Annotated in this window: 7 protein-coding genes; 5 read left to right on the top strand and 2 right to left on the bottom strand. The window is 58.0% G+C overall.

The window, feature by feature from the left end:
* The 3 genes from DQG13_RS27355 to DQG13_RS27345 form a co-directional block, all read left to right on the top strand.
* Nucleotides 1-262 (top strand): S-layer homology domain-containing protein (locus DQG13_RS27355; protein ID WP_146767218.1); only part of this gene is annotated, 262 nt, incomplete at its 5' end.
* Between the two features lie 462 nt (nucleotides 263-724).
* Nucleotides 725-4,399, top strand: a complete 3,675-nt coding sequence (locus DQG13_RS27350) for an Ig-like domain-containing protein (protein WP_113023360.1) — start codon at nucleotides 725-727, stop codon at nucleotides 4,397-4,399.
* 4 nt (nucleotides 4,400-4,403) lie between these two features.
* Nucleotides 4,404-4,640 carry a hypothetical protein gene (locus DQG13_RS27345; RefSeq protein ID WP_146767217.1) on the top strand — a complete coding sequence of 79 codons (237 nt, stop codon included), beginning with the start codon at nucleotides 4,404-4,406 and terminating at the stop codon, nucleotides 4,638-4,640.
* 347 nt (nucleotides 4,641-4,987) lie between these two features.
* Here the strand turns inward: DQG13_RS27345 and DQG13_RS27340 are convergent, their stop codons facing one another.
* Both DQG13_RS27340 and DQG13_RS27335 read right to left on the bottom strand, forming a co-directional pair.
* Entirely contained in the window at nucleotides 4,988-5,479 is a 492-nt protein-coding gene (locus DQG13_RS27340) for a hypothetical protein (RefSeq protein WP_113023357.1), read from the bottom strand.
* 512 nt (nucleotides 5,480-5,991) lie between these two features.
* On the bottom strand, nucleotides 5,992-7,962 hold the full coding sequence (locus DQG13_RS27335) for an alpha-amylase family protein (protein ID WP_113023356.1): 1,971 nt from the start codon (nucleotides 7,960-7,962) through the stop codon (nucleotides 5,992-5,994).
* A gap of 177 nt (nucleotides 7,963-8,139) precedes the next feature.
* On the opposite strand from DQG13_RS27335, the gene DQG13_RS27330 reads away from it, so the two are divergent.
* Both DQG13_RS27330 and DQG13_RS27325 read left to right on the top strand, forming a co-directional pair.
* The gene (locus tag DQG13_RS27330) at nucleotides 8,140-9,009 is read left to right on the top strand and encodes a helix-turn-helix domain-containing protein (RefSeq protein ID WP_113023354.1); all 870 of its coding nucleotides are present in this window, start codon (nucleotides 8,140-8,142) and stop codon (nucleotides 9,007-9,009) included.
* A 55-nt stretch (nucleotides 9,010-9,064) separates the two neighbouring features.
* The gene (locus tag DQG13_RS27325) at nucleotides 9,065-9,970 is read left to right on the top strand and encodes a TIGR01777 family oxidoreductase (RefSeq protein ID WP_113023353.1); all 906 of its coding nucleotides are present in this window, start codon (nucleotides 9,065-9,067) and stop codon (nucleotides 9,968-9,970) included.
* Nucleotides 9,971-10,176 lie beyond the last annotated feature (206 nt).

Raw genomic sequence — 10,176 nt, 5'->3', positions numbered from 1 at the left:
CTTTGCCGACACAGCCGGACATTGGGCGGAGAAAGCGGTGCGCCTCCTGGCCTCCCGCGGCATTCTCTCCGGTTACCCGGACGGAAGCTTCCGTCCGGACCAGCCACTGACCAGGGCGGAAACAGTTGTGCTCCTGAACCGTATGCTGGGCCGCAGCGGTGTGCCCGGTGAGGCGGCGGCTATGCCGGAAGCGGCATACAAGGATTTGCCCGCCGGACATTGGGCGTATGCGGAGATTATGTCGGCATCGGCAGCATCGTAAGCATCAGCTAACCGTGGGCAGGTTGTCACCAAAAGCGGATACTCATTTCCGCGCAGTCCCTAAAACGGAACTCAGCGACCCTTACAGTGGCAAAATCGGCAAATTGGAGGTTTAACGGCACTCGGCGACTCTTACAGGGGGAGAAGCGACGAAAATGGGGCAAAATGGGGCCACGGCAAACTTTGAAGGCTCCTCAATTCCTTTAAAACACAAATTTGCTCTAAAAGCCGGTTTAAGAGTCGCTGAGTTCCCTTAGCCTATCTGCTGCGGAACTCAGCGACATTTACGGTGGCAAAGCGACGAAAATGGAGGTGAAATGTGGCCACGACGGGCTATAGGGTACTAATTTTCACTGTCCAAAAAAGAGGCTGTTCCAAAAGTCACCGGAGATGACTTGGAGCAGCCCTTTTTGCACTTTCTATAAGGTAGGAACAACCGCCGATTGCTGCCGTTCGGCCGCAAGTGGCCCAGGCTGCTCCCGCTCCCGTCCAGATTTACTTCAACGGCTTTGAGAGCGGTGAATATGCGGCCGGGCAGGGGGCTGTCGGCTGGGTCAAGGAATCCGGCAATTGGATGTATACCAGCGGCCAGGCCAAAACCGGCACCGGCGCCATCAAGATGGTTGCAAGCGGAGCCTCGTCCAGCAACAACAGCGCCATCTATTATCCGCTTAACGCGGAAGCCTATTCCAACCTGGCCTTATCCGTGTGGTACAAGTGGGTTGGCAGTGCCAGAGACGCGCAGTCATGGATTGAAGTCTCCTATGACGGGGGAACCAGCTATTCTGTTCTGCGGAATTTCATCAGAGAGGATGCAAGCACCACCACCTATACGGAGCTGCAGCTTCCTTTTGGAGCAGCCGCCGACCATAACCCCAATGTCCGAATCCGGCTGCGGACAGCCAACAGCGATGCCAACAACTTCATAGCCATCGATGATTTCAAAATTACATATACTCCTGTCGCTGTAACCTCCGTTGAGCTAACCCCCTCATCCCTTGAGCTGAATCTGGGCCAGTCGGCGACAGTCACGGCAGCGGTCTATCCGTCCCATGCCGACCAGCGTGTCGTCTGGAGTGTGGACAATCCCGACACTGTCAGTCTGGACCCGCAAACCGGCGCCGTTACTGCCTTAAAGGTCGGCTCGGCAATCCTGCGGGCAACCAGCGTGGTGGACAGTGTTTATTATGCAGAAGCAGCCATTACCGTTATAGCTGCGCCGCATTCCCGTGAGCTGACCGCCTTCACCCTGCGGGGGCCCGGCAATGAGTCGGTAGCGGCAGGGATTGATCAGGAAACCGGTCGTGTGACCGCCATTCTCCCCTCCGGCTCCTTCCTGAATCAAGCTGCGGAGTTTACCATAACGGGAGAACGGGTAGTGATCCGGCACAGCGACGGCTCCGAAACCGGGCAATTTAGCGGCATAACCCCGAATAACTTTGCATTGTCCTGGGATAATCCGCTCACTTACCGGGTTTATGCCCAAAACGGCACGTTCAGGGATTATTCCGTGCAGGTAAAGGTAAGGGATGAAACAGAGAAGAAGATAACCCGCTTCAGCTTCGATGCCCTTTCGCCCGCTGCTGCCGGGGTGATTGCCGGTCTTGAAATCTTCGTGACGGTTCCTGAAGCCGTGAACAGAACGGCCCTTGCCGCTTCCTTTGATTTTATCGGCAGCCGTGTGGAAGTAAACGGAGTCAGACAAGAGAGCGGCGTCACCGTAAATGATTTTACCCGCCAGGTCCTGTTAAGCGTCTATGCGGATGACGGGTCCAGCGTCCAGTACCGGGTTACAGTAAACAAGCAGCTTCCCGCAGTTTCCCAGAATTTGGCTCACCGGGACAACGGGGTAACCGGCTTTGTGAGTGGGGCGGCCGGAGGGAATCTGGGCAGCCTGATCGATGGAGCCGCCAGCTCCAATTGGCGGCGCTCCGCTTCGGACCCGCTTCCGGTATACGCCCACTTGGATCTGGGCAAGGTGCAAACCATCAACCGGATTACCATTAAGGAGGGCCTGCGCGGCGGCTGCTACCGGGTGAAGGGGTTTGCCGTTTATACCTCCACGGATTCTCTCACCTGGCGTCTTGCGGTTGACCGCACGGCAGAGAGCGAGGGGACCGTCGGGGAGTCGGCGACCATCGATTTTCCCGCTGCGGACGCCCGCTATGTCAGACTGCTGATTACTGCCGACGACTCTCTGGATCTGGTGGTGCTGACAGAAGTGGAGCTTTATTATGCTCCCGTTGCGGCAGCGGAGCTGACTCTGGCCGACACCAGCCTGACCCTGCTTACCGGAGAGCGCAAAATGCTTCAGGCCCAAGCAGCCCCTGCAGGAGCGAACCGGCGCGTCATGTGGGCCAGCTCCAATCCGGCGGATGCGGCTGTCGGGAATGACGGCACAATCTCCGGCGTAGCCGCCGGCACAGCCACAATTTATGCATACAGCACAGCCGATCTGTCCCTCTCCACCTCCCTGACCGTAACGGTAGAACCGCAGATAAGCACTGCCAGGGCATTCACCGGCTTCACCCTGAGCGGGATTACCCCTCCTGCCTCAGGCAAAATAGAAGGGCAGCAGGTTCTCCTGCGGGTTCCGCAGGGAACAGATGTCACCCGTCTGGATCCGGTCTTCACCACAACCGGCACAAGCGTGCAGGTGAACGGAACCGAGCAGACAAGCGGCGTATCGGTTCAGAATTTTACCCAGCCAGTCGTATACAGGGTCTATTCCGCAGACGGGCAATCCTCGGATATTACCGTTGCCGTCGAGCAAGGTTTGCTTGAGCTGGCCGGCTTCCAATTGGAAGGAATCTCCCCCGCTCCCCAGGCAACCTTCTATTCCCTTTTCCAAAACAAGCAGGTGGAGGCTCTGGGAGACGGACTGTTCCGTCTGGACGACCGGATGGTCCATCATGTGGCGCTGACTGTCTCCGCGGATGCAGTCATCACCAATCTGGCAGCCAGCTTCTCCGCCCCGGGCAGCACAGTATATATCGGGGATACTCCGCAGGTGAGCGGGGTCACCCGCAATGACTTTACGAAGCAGCAAATCTACCGTCTGGTTGGGGAAGACGGCAGCAGCAAGGAATACGCGGTATCCGTTTACCGCTCCACTGACCAGGCCTCTGTAACGGTCTATTCCGAGATTACAGGCAAATCGTTGGAGCATGTAGGCACCAACTCGGCGGATTCCAATATTCCCACTGCGGAGAACAATTCCGCCGCATGGTACAAATACGGAGGGGTGAATGCCGTCCGCCTGTGGCAAACGCCGGGCCGGTATGTCAATGCCTCCAATGTCTCCTCGGGGGAGAGCCAAGGAATCGTGGATCTCACTACCTTCGATGTCAAAAAAGACGACTTGCGCGCCAAAATGAAGCAGGACCCCGAAGACAGCACCTACATCAACTGGGCCAATGTTATCCAGCGGAACACCGATCTCATCGATCCGTCAAAAAATGTCCGGTATACCAACAAATACGCCCTGGATCAATTCAAGCAGGCAGGCATCGAGATTATGGCCGAAATCCAGGATGCCGGAGGCTTCACCACCAAATGGACCACCGACGCTATCAAATGGCAGCGGGCCTGGTCCCTGTGGCAGCAATTCTATGCCCAAGCCTTCTATTTGGCCAAAAATTATGATGTCCGCCTATTCGAGGGCACCAATGAGCCTGACCTGGTCAGCGGCATTCCCGGCACGGCGGAGGAACGCCGGGCCACCGGCGCCCAGTACGTGTTTATCAACGCCGTTTTTTCCGATGCGATTAAATCGGCGGTGCGGGATGTCAACGACATCTACGGCAAGAATCTGGTTCCCAAGTACGGGGCGCCCACTCTGGCCCAGACCTTCTCCAGCGATTTCGGCATGGGCGTGCTGCAAAACAACCGGATCAACTACCGCGGAGAAACGGTGGATGAAGATATTGTAGATATCTATATCAAGCATAATTATTCCAATTCGCCCATCAGCTACTCCAATGAAATCCGCAACATCCGGGATTGGATGAAAACGTACTCGCCTTCGGGGGAAGAGATGCTGATCTCGTATACGGAATTCAACTACTCTACCGGCGCAGACTGGCGCAGCAAGACGGAAACCGGCGGCAGCCCGGAATATTATGCTGAGCCAGGATGAAAGTTTGATCCAGATTATGCATGACCCGGACAAGACGGACCCCTTCGAGCGGAAAAAGGTGATCGAAAGCAAAATGTTCGGCATCAACAACAGCTTCTTTTTTCACCAGACCGAGCTGTACTTCCGCTTCACCGACCGCAAGGGCAATGTGTATACCTCCTACGCGCCCAACGGCCAGCTTACCAATGAGCAGAGGCAGGTGCGCTACCGTTGCGGAACTCAGCGACTCTTATTGCGGTAAAAGCGGGAATTCGGTTTTTTTGCGGAACTCAGCGACTCTTATCCGGCTTAGCTCGGCGAAAAAGGGGCGGAATGAGGCTGCGGCGGGTCCATAAGCGCTTCTCAGTTCCGCTGCAGCGTGGAATAAGCCGCTCAAGCCGCTTTAAGCGTCGCTGAGTTCCGCTACGCTCTTCCAGATGTAGAGAGGAGGGGGAGCGCAGGCCATTTTCCGGTGCAGGGACGGTTGGCGATGCAGATACGGCCGGTAAACGGGGACCCGCAACGTAAAAAAGTCCTGGCGGTGTTCTTCCGGCAGGTTTTTCCCATTCTCTGCGGTTTTTCAGAGTGCTCTGGACGCACATCCAGGGTCTACGACTCCGCCCAGGTGACAGTCAGTTCAATGACGCCCTCCCGGGAGGCGAGACGGCCTCCGATTACCGACCAGCTCTGCTTGTTGTCCTTGGTATTGCCCTGGATGATGAGATTCTTGTCATCTATCGTTTGTGCGGCATCGCTGCCCAGTTTGGCGTTGAAATAATCCTTGTAGAGCTTGATAACGGTCTCCATGCTTTCCTTGGTGGTGAACACGAGAAGCGCCGACTTTTTGCCGTCTGCCGTTCCTGAATGGGAGGTGGAAATACTGGCATCCGCCGGAAGCGGAAAGTCCTTGGGCAGATTCTCGGGCAGCGCCTCTGTGCCGGCCTTTGTCATGGCGCTGGCGCTGGCAGGCAAGCCGGCAGCCGCTGTTGCCGCTCCCGGAGAAGCGGACACGGGCTGGGTTTCCTTCTCGTTGCCGCATGCGCTTAGCATAAGGGCGCTGGCGAGCAGAGCTGCGGTCAGAATAAGCGGGCTTTGACGCAAATTCTCACTTCCCTTCTTGAGGATCGGGCTGCTGGAATGCGGACCTCTTATTTAATACCCGGCTTTAAAGGCAATAAAACCTCCTATATTAAAATAATTATAACCGCATTCCGCATATTATGCATATTGGCACAATACCCGGAGCCTCCCCCGTTTGGGGGAGCATCCCCGGACTGTCCCGTCGCCGTTCCCGCCTCGCAGCCCACGCCTCGCCGTTCCAGCTTTGTCGCTGCCCTTGCTCGTCCGCCGCTCCTGCCCCGCCGCCCCGCTCCGCTGCTTTTTCTATGCCGCCGCTCCCGCCACGCCGCTCCCGCCACGCCGCTCCCGCCACGCCGCTCCCGCTCAGCCGCTCTTGCTCAGCCGCTCCCGCTCAGCCGCTTTGCTCAACCGCCGTTCCCGCTCAGCCGCTCTTGCTCAGCCGCTCCCGCTCAGCCGCTTTGCTCAACCGCCGTTCCCGCCCGGCCGCAACTTCCGCTCAGCCACCGCCTGAATCAATCTCCCGGATTTTCTGCTTATTCGTAATCCACAACCACCATCTGGTGGCATTCCAGACGCGGTACAGTGTAGGAAACCCGTCCCTTCTCTTGTTGGAACGGAAGCTCCGTCAGCTGCGGCGCCAGGTATACCCGTTTGACCGGCTGGGGAACGGCAACAGATACCTCTACGTCATACAGCGGCACAATGTCCTCAATCACCTCAATGGTCTTGCCCCGGCGGACAGGGGAGGCGTACAGCAGATGGTTGACCAGCCGCTTTTCCCCTTGTTGATCCTGGAGTGTCACTATGCCCTGGGCGGGAAGGGTGGTGGTCAGCGTCTTGTTGGGAAGCAGGCGGTTCAGCGCATGGACAAAGGCTTCCTTCAGCACCAAGCTGCCCTTGGCTGCGTAATCCTCAAAGATGTTCCACGCGATATAAATTCCGTTGCCGCTCTCCACCATGCCGGGGCCCCCGTAAGCATGGCTGCTGGGAGTATGCTGATGGGAGCAGAAGGCAGCTGCATCCCGGTTAAAGTACGGGTCCTCCCGGCGGCCAAGCTCCACACCCCCGTCAAGCTCGATCCGCTGGCCCTGGGAATAGAAGATGAACGAGGCCTCGCCCAGGCTGCCCAACTCAAACAAGGGATGGAAATAGTCGGGACGGCAGGGATTCGCTCCGACATGCCGCACTCCCAAATCAATAGCAAACCGGCCTCCGTCGGGAGCCAGCCCGGACCAGCCGGTGGCCAGGATTTTGCCTCCCTTTTGCACATATTGCTCCAGCTTGCTCTGCAAATCCCCATCCACCGCCACGTAATCCGGCAGAATCACTACCTTGTATAGAGTGAAATCCTGCTCCCGGTCAATCACATCAAACAGGAACTTCCCCTCCAGCAGCATCCGCACGGCCCCAGCATCCGAGTCTGACGCCGCATCACGGGTTGCCATGGGATGGATGCCTGTAGCTTCCAGCGACAGCAAGGCCACATCCGCCACATTGGCAACCTGATGGCACCAGGCCTCCTTGCTCTCCACCTCCCGGTAAGCCTCGCCGATCAGCCGGTAGGTAGCCTCATCCATACGGCCGTCCGGATGGAGCTGGTCCCCGATGGAGCAGCGCGCGCCATTGGCGATGCTGAGGGCCGCCTCATACCGGAGAGCGTTGGGATGCTTATACCCGCCGAACTCTCCCCAGGTGGTATGGAATTTTCCTGTCATGCCCAGGAAATCATAGCCCAGCTGCTGCGCATACCGGGCCGAAAGCGGAAAATGATCATAGCCCCAGCCTCCGGTGGGCAGCGATTCCAACTCCAGATGGGTATTCATGGCGGCCAGATCCCGCCGCCCCCGCCGGATATGACCGCCGTTATGGAAGATGGGCAGTCCCGGCTTGACGGCCTCCACCTCCTCCTTCACCCTTGCCGTATAAGTGGCGTAGGTCCGCTCCCAGAGCTTTTGCATAGCCGCTTCGTCTCTGGGGTCGCCGCCCTCTCTGCGGATGCTCTCCAGGCAATTGTGACAGTAGCAGTTGCGCACGCCCACAATATCCAGGAAAAGCCCGTCCGCATCATAACGGATCAGCGTTTCCCGGATTTGGGCCAGAAGCACATCCAGATAGGGGGAATTCATGCAGAACTGGTGATAACCCGGCTCCAGAAAGCTTTTTACCCAATTGGTCCGGTCCTCCGCGTCCCGGATCAGCCACTCGGGATGGCGGCGCGCCAGCTTCTCATCCAGGCCGGCCGACAAATAAACAGGAGTCTTTACGCCGATTTCATGGGCTGCCTCGATAATGGCCCCCAACAGATCGAAGGACAGCCCCGGATGTATTTCGTTGGCTTCCGAGGGGTGATAGGCCCAGCCGTGATGGCACTTGGAGAATACGGTGATGGAATCCACATGCCCCAGCTTCAGCATCTCCTGAAACTGCTGTTTGTTGAAATTCTCTCCGATGGGCCGAATCGCCTCAGAGGTGTGAAAATCCAAATGAACCTGGCGGAATCGCATATTGGTTCGTCCTTTCCGTGAAGTGGATGCAATGCTTTTACAGCTTTACTATACTTGGCTGCATCCTAAGCGGGGTAGGAACGGAAACGACTTTTTATAGCACAGTTTCTACCTTTTGGCGCTGCGTATATGGTACAATGGAAGCAAGATTCGGCAGATCAAAAGGAGGCCCCCGCTATGCAATGCCTGGAGCTGGCAATTCCGCCGCTGCCCCAGCTGGTGTTGATCGGCCATGGCTTCTGGAAACCGGGGCAGCAGCATTTTGTCCGTTCCTTCAATGTGTATGACATGCTTATTGTTCTAAAAGGCACATTGTACATGTGGGAGGACGATCAGCAATATGATATTCGTGAGGGCTCCGTGCTGGTGCTGGAGCCGGGGCGCACCCACGGCGGACACCGTCCCTGTGAGGAAACCACGGAAATCTACTGGATTCACTTCGTCCATCCGGCCCCGGTGCGGACCATAGACAGCAGCCAGATTCCCTGGTCGGTGCCCATATCCCAAAGAACGGACTTTGATATTGCCCCCTGCCCGCAGGTCATGTATGTCCCGAAGTTTGTCGAATTGCACATATCCGACATTCTTCCGCATCTGCAGCGGATGCTGGAGCTGGAGCAGACCCTGTCCCCGGCCAACTCTCTTCCCCTGCAAGCCCAATTCTCCGGACTGCTGGCGGAATTGCAGGCCTCGGCCCGGAGCCGGTATACGCCGCGCTCCAGATTGCTCTGCGACCAGGTAATTATGTACCTGCAGCAGAATTTGGACCGCCCTTTTGATGCCAAACATATGGAACAGGCGCTGCATTTCCATTTCGACTACCTGGCCCGCTGCCTGAAGCGGCATACAGGCATGAGTCCTTTGCAATATCTGCATGATTTACAGGTAAAAAAAGCCAAGTCCCTTTTGGAAAGCACAGGATTTTCCGTTTCCGAGATCGGTCTTCAGGTGGGCATTGAGAATGTGAATTATTTTATCCGGCTGTTCCGCACCCGGACGGGAATGGCCCCGGGCCAGTACCGTTCCATGCGGATGGGCAGAGGGTAAATGGAGGCGAATCCGCCGGTTGGCGAAATCGGCGCAAAGGGAGGTTTGATGCAGGATGAATATCCTGATCACAGGGGGTACCGGCTTTGTTGGCAGCGCTCTTACGGCGGCTCTGGCCGCTGCCGGACACAGCGGCTGGGTAATCAGCCGGGGAGGGGCGGCTTCGTCCAACCGTTTGCCGGAGGAGGGGAGAGCAGCGTTCTCCTTGGTGAGCTGGGAGGCGCTGGAGGCGGCTCCGCAGCAGGTGAAAAACGTTGGCGCCGTGGTGAATCTGGCGGGGGAAACCATCAACCAGCGCTGGACTGCCGCCGCCAAGGAGAAAATCCGCGATTCCCGGGTGGAGACGGCGGACCGGCTGTCCCATCTGCTGGAATCGGCGGACGCCCTCCCGGAGGTGCTGATCCAGGCCTCCGGCGTCAATGCCTACGGCTTCTCCCGCTCCGCGGCCTTTACGGAGGAAAGCGCCACGGGGGAGGGGGATTTTCTCTCCTCGGTGGTCCGGGACTGGGAGGCGGCTGCGGCCTCCATCCCGGCCAGGCGGAGGGCGGTGCTGCGCTTCGGCATTGTGCTGGACCGGGACGGCGGCGCGCTGCCGCTGATGCTGCTTCCCTTCCGGGTGTTCGCCGGGGGGCCCTTGGGCAGCGGGGAGCAGTGGATGTCCTGGATTCACCGCCGGGATTTGGTGCGGCTGATCCTGTTTGCCCTGGAGAATGAGGCCATGTCCGGCGTCATCAATGCAACCGCTCCCCAGCCGGTGCAAAACCGCGACTTCGCCAAAGCCGCGGCGGCCGTCCTGCACAGCTCCGCCTGGCTCCGCGCGCCGGGAGGGCCGCTTAAGCTTGCCCTGGGGGAAATGTCCGCGCTGCTTCTGGAGGGCCAGCGGGTCCTTCCTGCCAAAGCGCTGGAGGCGGGCTTCCGCTTCCTCTACCCCGACATCCGCTCGGCGCTGGAGGCGAAATAGGGCGCGGCGGGTATGGCTTCAATATACCGTCGTACTCCCTTTCCGCCCATTATCCCCTTCGCTCAGGTTCCATCCAGAGGAAGCTTCTCCAACCTGAGCCAAAGGGATAGTATACCAAGAGAGGCGTAAGTCTATCCCTGGGTTCCGCAGCTAGGTGATGAGAAGTCAAACGCAGGGATAGTAGAGAGTAAGCTTGCCGGAAAAGC

The sequence above is a fragment of the Paenibacillus sp. YN15 genome (assembly GCF_003285005.1).
Lineage (GTDB): Bacteria > Bacillota > Bacilli > Paenibacillales > NBRC-103111 > Paenibacillus_AR.
Note: the sequence above shows the minus strand (reverse complement) of the source record. Positions and strands in the feature narration are given on the sequence as shown.

Excerpts from the sequence above, each read along its gene's own strand:
- DQG13_RS27335 (WP_113023356.1), bottom strand. The coding sequence starts at position 7,962 with ATGCGATTCCGCCAGGTTCATTTGGATTTTCACACCTCTGAGGCGATT.
- DQG13_RS27330 (WP_113023354.1), top strand. The coding sequence starts at position 8,140 with ATGCAATGCCTGGAGCTGGCAATTCCGCCGCTGCCCCAGCTGGTGTTG.
- DQG13_RS27325 (WP_113023353.1), top strand. The coding sequence starts at position 9,065 with ATGAATATCCTGATCACAGGGGGTACCGGCTTTGTTGGCAGCGCTCTT.